This window comes from Rhizobium sp. Root1203, assembly GCF_001424945.1.
Lineage (GTDB): Bacteria > Pseudomonadota > Alphaproteobacteria > Rhizobiales > Rhizobiaceae > Rhizobium.
Genome location: NZ_LMCW01000042.1, coordinates 1 through 17,513, shown reverse-complemented (window position 1 = coordinate 17,513; position 17,513 = coordinate 1). Strand labels below are relative to the sequence as shown.

The 17,513-nt window shown below is 58.7% G+C and carries 19 protein-coding genes; 15 read left to right on the top strand and 4 right to left on the bottom strand.

Annotation, left to right across the window (positions count from 1 at the left end):
• A partial coding sequence (locus ASC97_RS34955) for a hypothetical protein (RefSeq protein WP_210171781.1) occupies positions 1-210 on the top strand: 210 nt, incomplete at its 5' end.
• On the opposite strand, the gene ASC97_RS26295 is transcribed toward ASC97_RS34955, so the two are convergent.
• Positions 203-1,099, bottom strand: a complete 897-nt coding sequence (locus ASC97_RS26295; protein WP_057471286.1) for a LysR family transcriptional regulator — start codon at positions 1,097-1,099, stop codon at positions 203-205. The two genes, ASC97_RS34955 and ASC97_RS26295, sit on opposite strands and share 8 nt — an antisense overlap.
• A gap of 133 nt (positions 1,100-1,232) precedes the next feature.
• Here ASC97_RS26295 and ASC97_RS26290 point away from each other — a divergent pair, with 133 nt between their 5' ends.
• Together ASC97_RS26290 and ASC97_RS26285 are read left to right on the top strand one after the other, a co-directional pair.
• Entirely contained in the window at positions 1,233-2,414 is a 1,182-nt protein-coding gene (locus ASC97_RS26290; protein ID WP_057471289.1) for an MFS transporter, read from the top strand.
• Between the two features lie 92 nt (positions 2,415-2,506).
• Positions 2,507-3,340 carry an aldo/keto reductase gene (locus ASC97_RS26285; RefSeq protein WP_057471285.1) on the top strand — a complete coding sequence of 278 codons (834 nt, stop codon included), beginning with the start codon at positions 2,507-2,509 and terminating at the stop codon, positions 3,338-3,340.
• Between the two features lie 57 nt (positions 3,341-3,397).
• On the opposite strand, the gene ASC97_RS26280 is transcribed toward ASC97_RS26285, so the two are convergent.
• The 3 genes from ASC97_RS26280 to ASC97_RS26270 all read right to left on the bottom strand — a co-directional run bounded on the left by ASC97_RS26280 (position 3,398) and on the right by ASC97_RS26270 (position 6,261).
• Positions 3,398-5,044, bottom strand: a complete 1,647-nt coding sequence (locus tag ASC97_RS26280) for a GMC family oxidoreductase (RefSeq protein ID WP_443216781.1) — start codon at positions 5,042-5,044, stop codon at positions 3,398-3,400.
• Positions 5,045-5,180: 136 nt separating this feature from the next.
• Positions 5,181-5,849, bottom strand: coding sequence for an HAD-IA family hydrolase (locus ASC97_RS26275; RefSeq protein WP_057471283.1), 669 nt, complete (start codon positions 5,847-5,849; stop codon positions 5,181-5,183).
• 34 nt (positions 5,850-5,883) lie between these two features.
• Positions 5,884-6,261 carry a VOC family protein gene (locus tag ASC97_RS26270; protein ID WP_057471282.1) on the bottom strand — a complete coding sequence of 126 codons (378 nt, stop codon included), beginning with the start codon at positions 6,259-6,261 and terminating at the stop codon, positions 5,884-5,886.
• 218 nt (positions 6,262-6,479) lie between these two features.
• Here ASC97_RS26270 and ASC97_RS26265 point away from each other — a divergent pair, with 218 nt between their 5' ends.
• The 12 genes from ASC97_RS26265 to ASC97_RS26210 all read left to right on the top strand — a co-directional run.
• Positions 6,480-7,178, top strand: coding sequence for a hypothetical protein (locus ASC97_RS26265; protein WP_057471281.1), 699 nt, complete (start codon positions 6,480-6,482; stop codon positions 7,176-7,178).
• A gap of 78 nt (positions 7,179-7,256) precedes the next feature.
• Positions 7,257-7,724, top strand: coding sequence for an acyltransferase (locus ASC97_RS26260; RefSeq protein ID WP_082530179.1), 468 nt, complete (start codon positions 7,257-7,259; stop codon positions 7,722-7,724).
• 137 nt (positions 7,725-7,861) lie between these two features.
• Positions 7,862-8,713, top strand: a complete 852-nt coding sequence (locus ASC97_RS26255) for a 3-deoxy-manno-octulosonate cytidylyltransferase (RefSeq protein ID WP_244481602.1) — start codon at positions 7,862-7,864, stop codon at positions 8,711-8,713.
• A 328-nt stretch (positions 8,714-9,041) separates the two neighbouring features.
• Positions 9,042-9,359: a hypothetical protein gene (locus tag ASC97_RS26250; RefSeq protein ID WP_057471278.1), complete on the top strand. Its 318-nt coding sequence runs from the start codon at positions 9,042-9,044 to the stop codon at positions 9,357-9,359.
• 253 nt (positions 9,360-9,612) lie between these two features.
• Positions 9,613-10,542 (top strand): aldo/keto reductase, encoded by a 930-nt coding sequence (locus ASC97_RS26245; protein ID WP_057471277.1) that lies wholly within the window; start codon positions 9,613-9,615, stop codon positions 10,540-10,542.
• Between the two features lie 202 nt (positions 10,543-10,744).
• Positions 10,745-11,500 (top strand): transporter substrate-binding domain-containing protein, encoded by a 756-nt coding sequence (locus tag ASC97_RS26240; protein ID WP_057471276.1) that lies wholly within the window; start codon positions 10,745-10,747, stop codon positions 11,498-11,500.
• Positions 11,501-11,530: 30 nt separating this feature from the next.
• Positions 11,531-12,886 carry a GGDEF domain-containing protein gene (locus tag ASC97_RS26235; protein WP_057471275.1) on the top strand — a complete coding sequence of 452 codons (1,356 nt, stop codon included), beginning with the start codon at positions 11,531-11,533 and terminating at the stop codon, positions 12,884-12,886.
• A 330-nt stretch (positions 12,887-13,216) separates the two neighbouring features.
• On the top strand, positions 13,217-14,248 hold the full coding sequence (locus ASC97_RS26230; protein WP_057471274.1) for a 2-aminoethylphosphonate ABC transporter substrate-binding protein: 1,032 nt from the start codon (positions 13,217-13,219) through the stop codon (positions 14,246-14,248).
• Positions 14,248-15,396: an ABC transporter ATP-binding protein gene (locus tag ASC97_RS26225; protein ID WP_082530178.1), complete on the top strand. Its 1,149-nt coding sequence runs from the start codon at positions 14,248-14,250 to the stop codon at positions 15,394-15,396. The genes ASC97_RS26230 and ASC97_RS26225 overlap by 1 nt, the downstream gene beginning before the upstream one ends.
• On the top strand, positions 15,389-16,255 hold the full coding sequence (locus ASC97_RS26220; RefSeq protein ID WP_057471273.1) for a 2-aminoethylphosphonate ABC transporter permease subunit: 867 nt from the start codon (positions 15,389-15,391) through the stop codon (positions 16,253-16,255). The genes ASC97_RS26225 and ASC97_RS26220 overlap by 8 nt, the downstream gene beginning before the upstream one ends.
• Positions 16,239-17,036, top strand: a complete 798-nt coding sequence (locus ASC97_RS26215) for an ABC transporter permease subunit (protein WP_057471272.1) — start codon at positions 16,239-16,241, stop codon at positions 17,034-17,036. The genes ASC97_RS26220 and ASC97_RS26215 overlap by 17 nt, the downstream gene beginning before the upstream one ends.
• Positions 17,037-17,052: 16 nt before the next feature.
• The coding region (locus tag ASC97_RS26210; protein ID WP_162246720.1) for a Na/Pi symporter at positions 17,053-17,513 on the top strand (461 nt) is incomplete at its 3' end.

The following is a 17,513-nucleotide window of genomic DNA, read 5'->3' as shown; positions in this document are numbered from 1 at the left end:
TCCCTCAGAATGCCGATGATCTGTTCGTCTGTGAAACGGTTGCGCTTCATTCTCTGGTCCTCTCAATGGGCCAGAGCTTACTTCAAAATGGATTATTTCAACGGGGCAAGGTCAGCCAGTTTGGATCAAAAAATCAGTCAAAAAACGACTTGCCTGGGGACCCTGGAGTCCCACTTGTTCCTGCCCGGCGGCATAACCGATGCTATCTGATGCGCTCGACAAGGAAGTCGATGAAAGCGCGGATTCGGGTCGCCAGATGCTCATGTCCGGGGTAGACGGCATGGATACGTTCGATGTCTTCGGCATTGAATTCTTCAAGCACGGGAACAAGCGTTCCGGCATCGATGTCGGGCTGAACATGAAACCGGCCCACACGGGCCAAGCCGGCGCCTTGAAGGCATAGCGCTCGAACGGTGGGGCCGTTGTTGCTTTCGAAATTTCCATGAACAAGCTTTACGAACCCGGCTCCTGAAGCCGGATCTCGAAACGGCCATTCCTCCCAGGTCGGCCTGAAACTGAAAGTAAGGCAATTGTGATGGTCCAATTCATCCGGACTTGAAGGCATGCCGGCCGCAGAGAGATAGGCCGGGGAGGCGACGATGACCCGCCGGCTCTCCAGGAGCTTTCGGGCTTTCATCGAGGTATCCCTGAGGTCGCCCGACCGTATCGCCACGTCGGCTCCTTCGCCTACAATGTCGATGAGGCCGTCCGTCAATGACAATTCCAGCTGGACCTCCGGATATCGGTCAAGAAAGTCCTTAACGATGGGGACCACGAAGCGCACCCCGAACGCCACGGAGACGCTGACCCGGAGCCGACCCCGCGGCACCACCACTCCACCTGCCGACACGACCTGTTCTGCCTCGTGGATATCTTCGAGAATGCGCTTGGCGCGCGCGAAGTAGACTTCTCCTTCCGGGGTCAGCCGCAACTGGCGGGTCGTGCGAACGACCAGCCGCGTCCCAAGCCTTTCCTCGAGCCTGGTGACGAGCTTGCTGACCGCGGACGGCGACAGTCGGAGCTGGCGTCCCGCGGCCGAAAAGCTCTGCAATCTTGCGGCGTGGATAAAGACTTCCATCTCGCCCGCCCGATTGTCCACGGCGGCCCCTCCTGTGAAGTTGTTTCATAACTATTTGGACGATATATCGCCTTATCGCGATAGTGAATGCCCCGCATATATCAATCCGACATTTCAACCGCCGACCATCGGCTTGTTCAAGCGGATTCACGCTATGCCAATCGCCCTTTTTGCACTGACCGTCGCAGCCTATGCGATAGGAACCACGGAATTCGTGATCGTCGGCCTATTGCCGACCGTCGCATCAGATCTCCACATCACACTTCCACTCGCTGGATTGATCGTCAGTGTCTACGCACTTGGCGTTACCTTCGGCGCGCCGGTGTTGACGGCTTTGACCAGTCGGGTGGAGCGAAAGCCTCTCCTCCTGGGCCTGATGGCGCTCTTTATCGCCGGGAACATGATCGCAGCGCTTTCGCCAAACTATGAGGTCCTGCTTGTCGCGCGCATCCTTGCAGCCTTTGCGCACGGTGTCTTCTTCTCTGTGGGTTCCACCATCGCTGCCGATCTCGTGCCGGAGGATCGCCGTGCCTCGGCGATCGCAATGATGTTCATGGGTTTGACCGTGGCAATCGTGACCGGAGTTCCGATCGGCACGCTCATCGGTCAGACGTTCGGTTGGCGGATGACATTCTGGGCCGTTACCGCCTTGGGCGTCGTCGCCTTTGTCAGTATCGCCGCGCTGCTGCCCGGCAACCTCAGCAAAGCCGACCCTGCGAGACTTCTCGATCAAGTCCGGGTGTTGGGGTCTGGGCGCCTTCTGATTGTCTTTGCAATGACCGCCCTTGGGTACGGTGGCACGTTCGTGGCGTTCACCTACCTTGCGCCCATCCTGCAGCAGGTGACGGGCTTTTCCGAAGGAAGCGTCAGCCTGATCCTCGTGGTCTACGGCATCGCCATCGCAATCGGCAATATCGCTGGCGGCAAGATCGCCAACAACGATCCGGTGAGGGCGCTGATCATCCTGTTTGCGCTTCAGGCAATTGTACTCGTCGTCTTCAGCTTCACGTCCGTGTCGCCTGTGCTGACGGTCGTCACGCTCGCTGCGCTTGGCTTCCTCCAGTTCGCCAATGTGCCTGGCCTACAGCTCTATGTCGTCCAGCTTGCGAAGCAATATCGCCCCGGCGCCGTCGATGTAGCCTCGGCATTCAACATTGCCGCCTTCAATCTCGGGATCGCGATTGGCGCCTGGCTCGGCGGTCTGGTTGTGGACTCTCCGATTGGCCTGACCGGAACGCCGTGGATCGGTGCCATCCTGGTCGCCGGCGCTCTCCTTCTGACGCTCTGGAGCGGCTCACTCGACAGGAGCGCGACGCCGGAACTCAAGGCCGCTTGACACCTAGACTGCTGCAGGCAGCACATCCCATCTGACCTCGAACACCAATTATCCGCTGCGCGTTTGGCTGCGGAACAGCAAGGAGAAACGTAATGCACGACGTAAACGCCAAGGGCGCTTCCATCCCGGCCCTTGGCTTCGGCACCTTCCGCATGCCTGGCCCGGATGTCCTGAGAATCCTGCCGCATGCCCTGAACGTCGGCTTTCGCCACATCGACACCGCGCAGATCTACGGCAATGAAGCGGAGGTGGGCGATGCCATCAAGATTTCGGCTGTTGCCCGTGGTGACATCTTCCTGACCACCAAGGTCTGGGTCGAAAACTACCGGCCTGCAGCCTTCGTCCAGTCGGTCGAAGAGAGCCTGGCGAAGTTGAAGACCGACTATGTCGATCTGCTGCTCCTCCACTGGCCGAATGATGGCGTTCCACTCGCAGACCAGATCGGAGCGCTGAACGCCGTGAAAGATGCAGGCAAGGTTCGCCACATTGGCGTATCCAATTTCAATACTGCGCTGATGGCCGAAGCAATCGAACTCAGCAGGTCGCCGCTCGTCACAAATCAGATCGAGTATCATCCCTATCTTGATCAAACGCCCGTCATCCATGCCGCAGGGAAGGCGGGTTTGGCTGTCACCGGCTACTACGGAATGGCTGATGGGATGGTCTTCTCCGATCCGGTTCTCAAGGAGATTGCGGCCGCGCACAACCGATCGATTGCCCAGGTGGTACTGCGATGGCTGGTGCAACAGGATGGCATCGTCGCCCTGTCCAAGACAGTTGGCGAGGCCCGAGCTTCCGAGAACATCGCGATCTTTGACTTCACCCTCACCGACGAGGAGATGGCGGCGGTTCACGCCCTTGCCAAGCCGGACGGTCGTATCGTGAGCCCGGACGGTCTTGCGCCAGTCTGGGATGCTGCGGCCTGAAGACCGATCTGTGTGAGACGGGACTGTTTGCCGTCTCACACTGCCCGCAAGGGCGCTTCAACTCCGGGAAAGAGATCCCGAGGCGGGTTGATGGTCATCCGCGATCAATTCTGCAGCTTTGGACCCGATTGCCATCGCAGGCGCGTTGGTATTGCCGGAGGGAATGAAAGGGATGATGGAGCAGTCGATGACCCGCAGTCCGTCTATGCCGCGTACCCGCAAACGCGCATCGACGACTGCCATGGGGTCGGTGTCAGGCCCCATCCGAAGACTGCCCGAGGGATGGTAGTTCGTCTTGACGGTCTGGCCGGCGAATGTGGCCAGTGCTCCTTCGTCTTGTATCGCTCTGCCTGGCAGGAGTTCGACGTCGATCTTCGATTTGAACGGCTCCGTCTCCAGAAGAGCTCTCGCAGTCTTCAACGAGGCAAGCGTCAGGCGGAGATCGTCGGGATCGCCGAAGAAATTACAGTCGATCACGGGTTGAGCGGCTGGGTCCGACGAGCGTAGCCTGACGGTCCCGCGAGCCTTTGGCCGCAGAAGGCAGGAGGTAAACGTGACGCCATATGTCGGTTTTGCGGAGGAAACGTCACGATCGAGATAGACGATCGGTGCGCAGTACAGCTGGATCGTCGGCCGCTCGCCACCGTCCGGGTCGTAGAAAAGGCAGGCCTCGATGCCTGTCGTTGTTACCGGGCCGGAATTGAAGAGCAGGTACTGCAGGCCATTGCGGATCATCGGCCACCCCTTGTCCTCCCCGAAGTACCCTGATTTGGCCTTTGTGGTCGCTATGACCGGAACCTCGTGATGATCCTGCAGGTTTGCGCCCGCGCCCTTGAGATCGGCGTGGACATCGATGCCATGCTCCCGCAGGTGATCGGCCGGGCCGAGGCCCGATAACATCATCAGCTTGGCGCTATTATAGGTCCCGGCAGCGATGAGAACTTCGCGGCGGCAGCGAACCGTACGGTCCTCTCCGTTCTTTTTGTAGGTCAGGCCGACGGCGCGTCCGTTTTCAACAAGAATGCGATCGACGCGCGCGTCCGTTTCGATTGTCAGTCGCTTGTCGTTGGAGAGAGGATCGAGGAATGCCTTCTTCGCATCCGATCGGGCCGTCCGGCCGCCCCAGGTCGCGAATGTATGTTGCATGATGCCGACGCCATTTTGCCTGGCGCCATTGAAATCCGGGTTATAGGGATGGCCGAGCCCCTGTGCGGCGAGGATGAAGTCTTCGGTCGTATCCGAGATATGGCGCGGCTCTGAAATACGCAGATTGCCCGATATGCCGTGATATTCGTTGTTGAAGCGAGTGTTTGCCTCGATATGTTTGAAATGCGCAAGCATGTCGGCGTAGGACCATTCGCCATCGCCGCCGAGATAGGCTGCCCAACCATCGTAGTCAGCCTTCTGGCCGCGCATGTAAACCATTGCATTGGCGGCACTGCCGCCACCAAGGGCTCTGGCGACAGGGACGATGGGGCCGCGCCCGCCCAGCTGTGGCTGGGGCACGGTATGGTGCATCTCCAGAAAATCGTCGCGGGCCAGATATTTCATGTAGCCGGCAGGGAAGTCCATCAAACGGGCGGTCTGGCGAGGCCCACGCTCGACGATCAGGACGGAGAATCCGAAATCGCGCACCAGTCTCATCGCCGCGACGCATGCCGCCGATCCGCCGCCTGCGATGATGAAGTCGAAATCTTCCGCCAAACGCTCTTCCCCCATCGAAACGACTAGACTGGCGCGACATGAGATTCGCAGCCTGCACATAGGAGTAGGCGGCGATGCGAGAAAGGCAACGGCCCGCGCCACGGACATGACATTCTTGCCAGCAGCGATCCTTCGGCTAAGCTCGCCCCATTCCGATCTTCCCGTCGACATAAACGATGAGGCTGACATCATTATAGGATGACAGCGTCGGGTGAGCGGTCTCGATCTGATGATGTTGCGTGGCCGTTACGACCATGACATCGGCTCCAGCTGCCTCGCCAGCCAGAATACCCGCATGAACGTCCTCAAAGACAAGGCAGGCGCTGGGATGGGCGCCCAGGCGCTCCGCCGCGAGAATGTAGCCGCTCGGGTCAGGCTTGCCGATCGCAACATCCTCGGCGGTTACGATGGAGGTTGGTATGGGCAAGCCCGCAGCCTCCAGCCGACGCTGAGCGAGACGCAGGGGCGAAGACGTAACAATGGTCCACCTGTCCGGCGGAAGGGCGGCGAGGAAAGCCCGAGCGCCAGGCAATGCAACAACTCCTTCGACGTCGTTAATTTCCGCCTCGGTTATCGCTGCCGCCTCGCGTTCCGGATCCACGCCCGGTAGCCCCAGCCGGGCAATGGTGTCGATGCCGCGCGATCCGTGCATGGTCGGAAGGAAGGCATCGACATCCAGCCCCTGCCGCTTGGCCCAGGCGCCCCATACGCGTTCGGCTGAAGCGAGGGAGTTGAGGATTGTCCCATCCATATCGAACAGGAACGCCGCGTAAGGCCTGTCGAAAGATGAGGGTATTTCGGGCATTGCGAGAGGCTTTCTGAAAGGAGGGTGGCGAGGTTCAGTCCGGCATCCTGAAATAGGCTTCCAGTCTGTATCCGTCGGGGTCTATAACGAAGGCTGCATAGTAGGTTTGTCCGTATTCCGGACGCACCCCCGGCGCTCCATTGTCGCTGCCGCCGGCGGCAAGTGCCTTGGTGTGAAATTCCCTTACAGCGTCTTCGCTGGGTGCGACAAAACAGAAATGAAGTCCGGAATCCATATCCGGAACGACCGGTCGCGGCGCCCGCGCAACCCAGAATGCAACCCGTTCGGGGCCGTAGCCCAACATCTGCTCCGATTTGGACAGTCTCTCATACCCGATCGCTCCAAGAGCGGCATCGTAGAATCTTTGTGAACGGTCTAGATCGGCGACGCCGATTGATATGTGGTCGAACATGTTCCGATCTCCCTTTCCGACAAGGGATATGACAGCCGGCGCGATGTCAACAGGTGAACCGGAGGCTTGTTTGCGCCCGGTGGAATAGCAGCTCCGGCACCGCGGCTGTCTCGAATGTGCGATCTGTGGTTGTGCTACTTTGCTAAAGTAGCGTATTGACATATCGGTGTTCCGCCGTCCAAATTGCCCGGATCATTGCGACGAGGAGACGTGATTTAATGCCAGATTTGTCAGTCTATATCGGATGGGATTCCCGCGAAGACATTGCATACCAGGTCGCCAAGACTACCCTGCTCGAGAATGCCTCTATCGATGTCGACGTGCATCCGATCAAACTGCAAGATCTGATAGACCAGGGTGTTTACACCCGTCCGGTTGATCCGCTGGCGTCGACGGAATTCACCTATTCTCGCTTTTTCACACCCTGGCTTGCGGGCTATAAAGGCTGGGCGCTGTTTTGCGATTGCGATTTTCTGTTCTTTGGCGACGTCGCTGAGCTCGTTGCGTTCCAAGATCCGTCAAAAGCGGTGTGCTGCGTCCATCACGACTACGTTCCGAAAGAGGGCGTGAAGATGGATGGCAAAGTGCAAACGACCTACCCAAGAAAAAACTGGTCGTCTTTCATGCTCTTCAACTGCGAGCACCCATCGACCAGAACGCTGACCCCGGAGCTCATAAATAGCCAGACCGGAGCGTTTCTGCATCGTCTCCAATGGGCCGACGACAGCGAGATCGGGCAAATTCCGGAAGAATGGAACTGGCTTGAAGGCTGGAACACGAAGCCTTCGTCCGGCTACCCCAAAGGTGTTCACTATACAAACGGCGGCCCTTGGTTTCACAACTGGCAAGACGTCGAGTATTCTCAGGTGTGGCTGGATAAGGCGCGCGCGATTGATCCCCAGTTTGTACCTGTGTGAAGCGTGAACCTTGGATTTCTGGTCAAGTTCCGTTCGCTTTTGTCGAGCGGATCGCTGACGATCGGGAGTAGACCGAACATGCGCTATTGGCCCCGGCTCCGTTGGGAGCAGGGTAAAATCGTGATCGGCGACCGTATCTGGACTAGGTGCGGCATAGTCATCGACGCCCAGAGCGGTGAGATCAAAATCGGAAATGATGTCTCCATAAACGACTACTCGGTCCTGCTCGGGCATGGTGGCATCACGATCGGCAACAATGTCCGTATTGCCGCCCATGTGGCTATCTCCTCGTTTGAACACGTCTACGACGATTCTGCCGTTCAGATTCGGCATCAAGGCATCACGAAAGCGGCGGTGATCATTGAAGATGACGTCTGGATCGGGGCGGGCACCAAGGTCCTGGCGGGCAGCCATATTGCACATGGTTGCGTCGTTGGCGCCAACAGTGTCGTGAAAGGCAAGACGGTCCCTTTCGGCGTCTACGTCGGCGCACCTGCCCGGCTGGTCAAATCGAGAACCGACCATGGCGGCCGACAGGTTTCGTAGTTTCCGCTGCGGAGAAAGCGCCAAGGATGGAAAGCAAAGAGGTTTTGTAGATCACTACAGGAAACGATGTTCGAACGCGCGACGTTCAGAACGCGAACATCTCCGCCAACAGGGTTCATGATGCGATGGATACTACGATGTCGAACGTTTGTTCCGAGGAATGGAGATCGCTCTTCACAGGCTACAGCGATATCGTGCTGGTCGCCAACAGCGAGGAAGTCGACATTGTCGACCTTACGTCCCGCTTGCCTGAAACCACGCTCTTCATCTTCTTCAACAAAGTGTACAAGGTTCTGCACGAGCCGTTCACACGCAGTTCGCTTCTCGTTACACGAAGCGGAACGCTGGGAGCAAACCTTGTGAAAAGTGGCAAGGTGCCAAAGGTTCTCCAGTATTTTGAAAAGGACAGCTTCCTCGGTGTTCTCAATCTGACGATTGGAAGCAGGGAGCAGTTCAGCCCTGCTTCTGCATTTGGCGACGTCAAAGTCATGCATGTGGACCTGGAGGAGCTGTTCGCTCCTTTTTACCCGCGCACCAAAATCGCGACAACAGGTTTTGCGGTCTGCTATTGGCTCACCAAGCTGGACCTCGGCGCAAAGATAACCCTTGCTGGTTTCTCCTCGAAGCGGGGCGAACGCTACAAGGTTCTGGACGTCCACGATTGGACTTTCGAGCGAGTGCTTCTGCGTCTGCTTTATCGTAGCGGAAAGATTGACATCATCGAGGGCGCGCTGGCCAATCCATATGCCGATCTTGCGGCGCACTTTCCGGAATACTCTGCGGCCGAGATCGCGCTGACGGCAAATCAGGTGCTGTCCGAGCGCCTGGAGAATTTGAGCTCGGTGGTGGATCGGCTGATGCATGTGACACGTTTCCTTCGCTTTGTTGACCGGACATTCCGCAGGCTGAAGCCGAAGACGCGGAAGGAACGGCTCTGGGAGCGGATGGAGGGCAAAGGAGACCGCGATGCCCGATCGGACGGAGCCTGAGATACGCTTCTGTCAACTCGATCAGTGGGCCGTCCGGCCCATGCTGCCATGTCTGCCCAGATAGAATGGAGTGCCGATGCTTAGACCCGGACTGCTGGTGATATTGGGGATCTGTTTGTACGTCGCGATTTGGCTCGCCGCGTCGTAAAGAGCGAAGCGATGAGGGTCAGGCGAATTTTAGCCTAACGACTTTCGGAGTGAAAACTCAATTCCATGGAAATCAATTGATTTCCATGGTTTCCAGCCGGTCAACACCTTGGTCCGCTTCAGCCGCCTCGCGGCCTGCCCCGTTGACGTGCGCCGGCCGCGCAGTCGAGGCGGATCACCGATGCCGGCTTCGAGTGGCCTCGACGCTACGTCGCTCTTTCTACTGCTCTCGGAGGGAGTTTGCGATCAGAGGTACGTCGGCACTTCTGGCCGCGATAGCGGCGGCTCGGCGAAGGAGAGCACGGCGAGCGGGGACGGCTTCGTTCTGAAGACCGACCTCGGCCATTCCCGTAATGCGGTATCGGCCGCAATCGGCGCAGCTGATTTCGCGTTGGTCGCCGATCCTCGGCAACGCTTCGCCGCATTTTCCCATGCATACGGGACAGGTCTGGCTGATCCAACTCATCTCGTTTTCCCCCCGGAGTTGATGCACAGCTAGAAAACGATATGTCGAGCCGCTCAGCAATTCGTCAATTTGGTGGTTCGGCCGGAAGTTGGTGTCGGGTGACGAAGCGACAGCGGCCGCACAGCCGCAGATCGCAGCCATTGGCGCGCAACAGCGCTTTTTGCATGGTGCGGTTGGAGGTAAATTCTTGTTACCAAAAGGCATTGGGTTATCTTGCGACCGCCGAATCGAAACAACTTGAACTCGGCCTTTCGCCTCAATTGTCTCAAATAGTGGAGCCGCCAAAATGAAGACATTCGAGCTTGCCAAATCCGGAATTCAGGTCTCGAGCGTCATCCTCGGCCTGATGCGTATCGCTTCGCTGGAAGATGGTCATATCAGATCACTCTACAGGACGGCGCGAGAAAGCGGGATTAACGTCTTTGATCACGCCGACATATACGGCAGCGAGCCACACAGGTGCGAGGCGCGTTTCGGAGCGGCGGTCACGATGTCTGCCGCCGAACGCGAAGAAATCGTGGTGCAGAGCAAAGTTGGAATTCGCCCTGGCTTCTTCGATTTTTCAAAGGACCATATCCTGCAGCGTGTCGACGGGTCGTTGGCTGCGCTCAAGACCGAGTATCTCGATGTTCTCCTCCTGCATCGGCCGGATGCCCTGGTCGAGCCGGAAGAGGTCGCGGAAGCGTTCGAGATGTTGCACAGTGCAGGCAAGGTCCGGCATTTTGGCGTATCCAACCACACGCCGGGGCAGGTTCAGCTTCTAAAAACGGCTGTCAGCCGCCCACTTGTGGCAAACCAGATCCAGTTGAGCGTTGCTCACGCACCGTCGATCGCATTTGGTGTTGCCGCAAACATGGCGGGCTTTGATCAATCGGTCGATCGAGATGGCGAACTCATCAACTACAGCCGCATCAACACCATGACCCTGCAGGCCTGGTCTCCGTTCCAGCAGGGGTTCTTCGGAGGCGTCTTCATCGACGACAGGGAGAATTTCAAGGAGCTGAACGTTGTACTCGATGAACTGGCGGCAAAATACGACGTGTCGCCGTCCGCGATCGCAGTGGCATGGATCGCACGCCATCCGGCGAACATCCAGACTGTTCTCGGCACGACCAATCCGGAGCGTGTGAAGAGTTCGGCAGCTGGTGCGGATGTCGCTTTGTCTCGACAGGAATGGTACCGGCTGTTCACAGCGGCAGGCTACACGCTGCCGTAATCCCCGAGCAGCCAACCGGAATTGTGGGTCGACTGCAGTTCCGGTTGCGGTAGCACAGCTCCAAAAGTCGCTTTTTCGGACAGACCCCTGTTCACGCCAAAGCAGCCACGGCCAATTCTTGCGGTTAGCAAGACTTCGCGGGGTTATTTGAGGATTTCCTTAGTCATTTGGCGCGATCATGGTTTCAAATGGAGAAACTGCGATGATGCGATCCACTATCCTTGCCGTAGGTCTTCTGCTGGTCGCTGCGTCGGCTGCGTACTCGACAGAGCGCCTGCGGATCGCGACCGAGGGCGCCTATCCGCCTTTCAACTTCATCGACGACAGTGGAGCCCTGAAAGGATTTGACGTCGATATCGCCAAGGCGCTTTGCAGTCAGCTTCAAGCCGAGTGCACCTTCCAAACCGTCGCCTGGGATCAGATAATCGAGGGCCTGGAGGCTGACAAGTACGACCTGGTCGTCGCCAGCATGGCCTACACCAAGGAACGTGCCCAACGGATTGAATTTTCGGCACCCTACTATAGATCGCATTCCGTGTTGATCGGTGACTCAGAGAAGTTTAGCGACAGTGCGCCTGCAGCACTTGCGGGGGTACGTATCGCTGCTGCCGAAGGGACTATTCAGGCCGACTACGCAATGAAGGCCTACAAGGAAAGCATCACGGTTCTCGCCAAAGACCAGCCATCGGCTCAAAAACTGCTGACCGGGAAGAAGGCCGACTTGCTGATCGGTGACGCAATCGAGCTTCTGAGTTTCATGCAAACACCGGAAGGTTCCGAATACGGCTACGTCGGGGATCCGATATCCAGCGAGTTCCTGCAGAGTTCTGCCCACATTACGGCAAGAAAAGGCAACACCGCCCTCGTTCAAAAGGTGAACGATGGTCTGAAGCAGATCAAGCTCAACGGCGTGTACGACAAGATCAATGACCAGTACTTTCCCTTCAGTATCTACTAGGGCAAGCTGTTGAAAGAACCTCGCCTATCGATGCCCCGTGAAATTTCGCTCCGATCGGCGGGGCGGATCCTGCTGTTCGTCGTGGTCGTCTATTGTGCCATTGCTGCGGCCGGCGCGGCGCTTTTGATGACCAGAATCGAACAGGAGGCTATCGCCACCCGGGAACACCAAATCCCGCAAATCCTTTCACAGACCCGGAATGCCGTCAAAGTCGAGCGGCTGTCGTCTCTTGTGCGGGCGATCTTCCTCACGAAGGACAGGCGCCTGGAGCGCCAGCTCCAACTGCAAATTCAGGCACTTGCACAGGGATTTGGATTTGAAGGAGCGGTATCTCTCGTCGATGGGTCCCGCGAGGTCGCAAACCTCGCGAAAGTGATCGTGAACGCACATCAGGGTCAGCGGGACCTCCTCGCCAATCAATCCATCGAGCAACCGGGCGAAGGCGCGCCCGACCAGTCGACAAAGGACCTGATCGCCTACGAGAGCGCGATGCGGATCATTGATTCCATGGGTAAAGAGGTCAGCGGAAATTCTGCCTTGGTTGCAGACGACATAGCGGGAGGCATTCAAAAAAGAGCTGTTGCCGTTCGTTACCTTGTCATCGTCGTTCTCAGCGTGCCGGCGCTATTGGTCGCGGTACTCTTGTTGCTCGCACGTCGCCATCTTGCGGCTCCAATCGTAGCTGCGATCAGAAATCTTGACCGGGTCGGCAATGACGAGACCTTGGAGTTGGCGAAGAACAGACCGATGCTCAGGGAGCTGGCGTTGATCGGCGATGCGATTGTTTCCTACGGAAGTACTGCTAGCGAGCTTCGACGCACGAATGTCGTGCTGCAGGCACTCGCAGAAACAGATCCGCTGACAGAGCTCGCAAATCGTCGGACGTTCGAGAAATTCCTGATCGCCGCCATCCAGCGGGCGTCTCCCGGCGCCGGGCCGGCGGTTCTCCTCATCGATATCGACCATTTCAAAGCGATCAACGACAGGTTCGGTCATCCCACGGGAGATCGCTGCCTGAAATCGCTTGCCTTCCTTCTTGCCAACATTCCGGATTTGGCGAACGCTCTCCCGGCCAGATTTGGCGGCGAGGAGTTTGTCCTGGTTTACGATGCGCCATCCGCCGATCACGCACTGGAGTATGCCCGGTTTCTGTGCAGGAAGATCGAGCAGCTTGAAACGGAAAGCATCGACGGCGCGATCGTGCGATTTACAGGAAGTATTGGCGTGTCGTTCACGACATCGCAGACAACAGACGTAACCGGTCTCTTGGAACGAGCCGACCGCGCGCTCTATTCCGCCAAGCGGTCCGGCCGAAATCGGGTGGAGGCCGACCCCGTCGCGGAAGAGGGGGATCCGGCACAGGGCCGATCCCAACGATTCACCTAGGTCTCAGCAGTTACCCCAGGTTTCATTGACCCGCGAAAGCCGCCAAACGGCTTTTGATAGTCATCAAGCATGTCTCCGATCAACACGGACGCCATCTCCTCGATGGCCGGTCATGTTGTTTTCGTGAGCGCGAATGTGCACCGACGAACGCAGGTGCCGACCGTTTAGGCGCAGCTCTCCAATGATAAGTATAATCTATAGGGTTATAACAAGAATAGATTTTACTTATCGTTAAGTGGTCAACAAAATGCGACCCAACAGAGGGACGCAAAGTCTCCGACCGAAATGCCAAACGGGAACAGTAAACGCATCAACGACAGGAGCATTTCCATGAAAGCCACCCTTATGCTGTCCGCCGCCTGCATAGTTGCAGCGACGTTTTCAGCCTCCGCCTACGCGGGCGACGTCGTGACGGTCTACAGCGTCGATGGATTGCACGACGGAAATCCGAGCTGGCTCGGAAACCAGTTCGAGGCCTTCACAAAGGCGACCGGCATCAAGGTACAGTACGTCGAGGCGGGATCGAGCGGCGTCGTCGATCGCGTTGCCAAGGAAAAGTCCAACACGCAAGCCGACGTCCTGATGTCGATTCCCCCGTTCATCCAGAAGGCCGCGGGCGACGGGCTGCTGCAGCCCTACACTCCCAAGGACGCCGACAAGCTCGGCGACCACGACCGTGATCCGGGCGGCATGTTCGTGGCGGTCGTCAACAACTTTCCGAACTTCATCTACAATTCCGAAGTCCTGAAAACCGCTCCTGCCACCTATGCGGACCTTCTCGATCCCAAGTTCAAACGCAAGATCCAGTATTCCACACCCGGCCAGGCAGGCGACGGCACCGCGTTCATGCTGCAGACCTTCAAGTCTTTCGGCAGCAAGGAGGCCGGCTTCGAATACCTGCAGAAGCTTCAGGCCAACAATCTCGGCCCTTCGGCATCGACGGGAAAGCTGACGGCGCTCGTCAATAAGGGTGAGCTCTATGTCGCGAACGGCGACATGCAGATGAACCTCGCTCAGTCCCCTGACAACCCCAATATCAAGATCTTTCTTCCTGCCGGACCCGACGGAAAGAAGAGCGTTTTTGCGCTGCCCTATGAGATCGGTCTGGTCAAGAACGCTCCGGAGGCCGAAAACGGCAAAAAGCTCATAGATTTCCTCCTAAGCGAGGCCGCTCAAAAGGAAGTCTCCACGGTTGCCATGGGGTTGCCGGTGCGCACCGACGTCAAGCCGCAGGACGAAAACTTCAAGAGGCTCCACGGGATGCTCGAAGGCGTCGAGATCTGGGCGCCCGACTGGTCGAAGGTCCTTGGGGAGCTGAAGGATGATATCGCCCGCTACAAAGACGTTACGGTGAGCAACTGATGACCAGGACGATGGCACTCCACCAGACGGACTACGCGGCGGTCTCCGGGGCCGTCGCCGCCCAGCAGGGCGGAACGATTGGCTTTGACGACGTCTCTGTGACCTATGGCGGGACCGTCGTCCTCGACTCGCTTTCGCTGACCGTCAAGGCTGGCGAAATCGTCTCCCTCATCGGACCGTCCGGCTCCGGCAAGACGACAGCGCTAAGGGCGGTCGCGGGCTTCGTCCGCCCTTCGGCAGGCAGGATAACGATTGGAGCCCGGGACGTTACCGACGTTCCTCCCTACGAGCGCAATATCGGCATGGTGGTGCAGAATTACGCCCTGTTTCCGCACATGCGGGTTGATGAGAACGTTGCCTTCGGGCTACGGGCCAAAGGTGTCCCGCAGGACGTGATAAGGGCCAGAGTTCCCGAGTGTCTGGCGATGGTCGGCATGGGTGCCTATGCCCGCCGCTACCCCCGGGAATTGTCCGGGGGCCAGCAGCAACGCGTGGCGATCGCCCGTGCGATAGCGCCCAAGCCCCAGGTACTGCTCCTCGACGAGCCGTTGTCCGCCCTCGATGCACAAATTCGGCGGTCGATGCTCGACGAGCTCGCCAAGCTGCACCGCGAACTCCCTTCGCTCACCGTCCTCTATGTCACGCACGACCAGTCGGAGGCCCTCACGCTTGCCAATCATATCGGCATCATGCGGGACGGGAAGCTGCGCGCATTCGGGGACTCGCGTTCGCTTTTCCGCCACCCGCCGAACCGGTTCGCCGCCGAGTTTCTCGGCAGGGCAAACCTCGTTCCGGTGACCACCTTACACCGCTCTTCCGACGGGATGGCCAGCGTCCGTCACCAGAGTGGCCCGATGGTTGCCGTCAACCATTATGGGATCGCTGGAGGCACCGATTGCCTACTGTGCATCCGCCCGCACGATTTCAAGCTGGAGAAGACGGACCGGACCACCAACACCATGCGCGGCAGGGTCCTGAGCGTCCAGTGGCAGGGCGATGTCCACAATGTCACCGTGGACGTTGACGGCGTCGAGGTGCGGCTTTCGTCCGCCCCGATCAAGGAGCCGCCGGCGCCGGGGGACAAGATCGAAATCCACTTCGACCCCTCAGACGTCACCCTGGTTCCGGAGGATGGACGCCATGGCTGAGCTATCGATTGCCCCGGCCGGACGAGCAGGATCGGGCGCGCTCTGGGCGGTTCCGCCGCTTCTGGTCCTCGCCGCCCTGTTCTTCTATCCCCTGGCGCTCATTGTGAGGCAATCGCTGGGCGATGATGGAACGATCACCATTCGCTATTTCGTCGAGGTGTTCGGCTCGCGTGAGTTCCACCGCGGCGTCTACAACACGCTGATGATTGCAGTGGGGTCGACCGCCGGATGCCTCGTCCTCGGTTTTATTCTTTCGCTGACGATCGCATTTGTGCCGTTCCCGGGTTCGCGCTTTGCAGGACGGCTGATTGATACCTTCATCGCGCTGCCGACGTTCCTGGTAACACTTGCCTTCACGTTCATCTATGGCTCGGCCGGGATCGTGAACGAATCCCTGATGGCACTGTTTGGAACCGACCTCCCACCCCTGGACTTCCTCTATTCGAGATGGGGCGTCATGCTGGCGGAAATCACCGTGTACACGCCGTTCGTCATGCGCCCGCTCCTGGCTGCCTTCTCGCTGATCGAGCACTCGCAGATCGAGGTCGCAAGCAGCCTTGGCGCGCGACCGGCGCGCATCGTCCGGCAGGTGATCCTTCCCGCAGCGCTGCCGGCGCTCGTCGCCGGCGGAAGCCTCTGCCTGCTGCTGACGGTGAACGAGTTCGGCATTGTCCTCTTCATTGGAGCCAGGGACGTCATCACCCTTCCGATGCTGGTCTACGGCAAGGCGATCCAGGAATTCGACTATGTAACGGCATGTGTGATCGCGGTCGTCAACGTCGTTCTCTCGCTTGGCCTCTACGGCCTCTATCGCTGGATTGTTGCATACTTCGGAGGTTCCCGTGCTGGTTTGGTCTAAATCCGGACGGCTCGCCCTCTGGGCAGGTGTCGTCCCTCTGTATGTCATCATCTATGGTCTTCCCATCTCCGTCCTGGTGCTGGCCAGTTTCACCGGTCAGTGGAATGGCGCGCTTCCAAGCAGCCTCGGCCTTTCGCACTTCCAGAATGCGGCCAAGGGCGACGCGCTGGACAGCCTCGTCGTCAGCGTCCTGACGGGTGCACTGGCAAGCGCACTGTCGCTTTTATGCGGGACATGGGCGGCGATCGCCCTGAGAACGATCCGTCCGGTACCCCGGCAGATCCTGAGCGTCCTGTTCTTCATTCCGAGCGCCGTGCCCTCTGTGTCAGTGGGACTTGGATTGCTTGTCGCCTTCAGCCATCCTCCAATCCTGTTGAACGGTACGCGGTTCATCGTTTTGGCGGCCCATTTCGTTCTGATCTCGGCGTTCACCTACGGGAACATCTCTGCCGGGCTGGCACGGATACCGGCCGATTGCGAGAAGGTTGCCGAAAGCCTCGGTGCAAAGCCGTTCTACCGGCTTCGCCGGGTAACGCTTCCATTGCTCGCTCCCTATCTCCTCGCCGCATTCAGCCTGAGCTTCGCGCTGTCCATGGGCGAACTGGGAGCAACCATCATGGTCTATCCTCCGGGCTGGGTGACGCTCCCGGTCGACATCTTCGCACTGACAGACCGCGGAGCGATCTTTGATGCCGCAGCGCTGACTGTCATCCTGGGTTTTGTTACGCTGTTGATCCTGCTGTCGCTGTCGCGGATGTCCACCAAGGCGCTATCGCGCTGATCGGGAGGAAGGCCGCATGGAATCCACAATCGTGATGATCAACCTCGTCGGCGCGGTGGCGTTGCTGCTGTTCGGCCTGGCTCAGGTCAAGGATGGTGTGTCGCGGGCCTTTGGCGCGAGGCTGAGGACCGGTCTTGCATCGGGAACGCGCAGCGGCCTGCGCTCGTTTCTGTCGGGTTTCGTGGCCACCGTTGCGCTGCAGAGTTCGACCGCGACCGCGCTGATGGTCTCGTCCTTTGTCGAACGCGAGCTGGTGAAGCCGCGCATGGCGCAGATCGTGCTCCTTGGCGCCAATGTCGGAACGGCGGTCACTGCCTGGATCGTCGCGACCGGCATCGAATGGCTGTCGCCGCTCGTCATCCTCACCGGAATCGTGCTCTACCGCAGCGGCTCGACCGGCCGCCAGGGCGGCGGCACGGCGCTGATCGGCATCGGATTGATGCTGTTGTCGCTGCATCTCCTCAGCAGCGCCACCGA